Below are 316 nucleotides of genomic sequence, written 5' to 3' on the forward strand. Positions count from 1 at the left end.
TACTGCTTCATCAGCTTGTTGACGTCGGCCGGCGTCACGCCCGAGCCCTTGGCGATGCGCGCGCGGCGCGAGCCGTTGAGCAGGTTCGGATTGCGCCGTTCCTTCTTGGTCATCGAGCACCGCGTAGATCGTCGGCAGGAACAGCAGGCTGACTACGGTCGAGAACGCCAGGCCGCCGGCAATCGCGCGCGCCATCGGCGAGTACTCCGACGGTACTGACGGTCTGCATGGGTATCTTCCAGCCTCCAACACGGGCTTCGGATTCAGCATCGTCGACCCGCCGGAAGCTGTCGTGGCGGAAGGGATTGAAGCCGAG

General features: G+C 64.6%; 1 protein-coding gene and 1 pseudogene. Both read right to left on the reverse strand.

What is annotated here, in order from left to right; translation table 11 throughout:
- Positions 1-116: pseudogene (locus ABGA94_RS00675) on the reverse strand (hypothetical protein); the annotation flags it as partial.
- A partial coding sequence (locus tag ABGA94_RS00680) for a hypothetical protein (RefSeq protein ID WP_375366050.1) occupies positions 110-316 on the reverse strand: 207 nt, incomplete at its 5' end. The pseudogene ABGA94_RS00675 and the gene ABGA94_RS00680, both read right to left, overlap by 7 nt.

The sequence above is a fragment of the Stenotrophomonas sp. 3diitr2024 genome (assembly GCF_042136455.1).
Classification (GTDB): Bacteria; Pseudomonadota; Gammaproteobacteria; order Xanthomonadales; family Xanthomonadaceae; genus Stenotrophomonas; species Stenotrophomonas sepilia.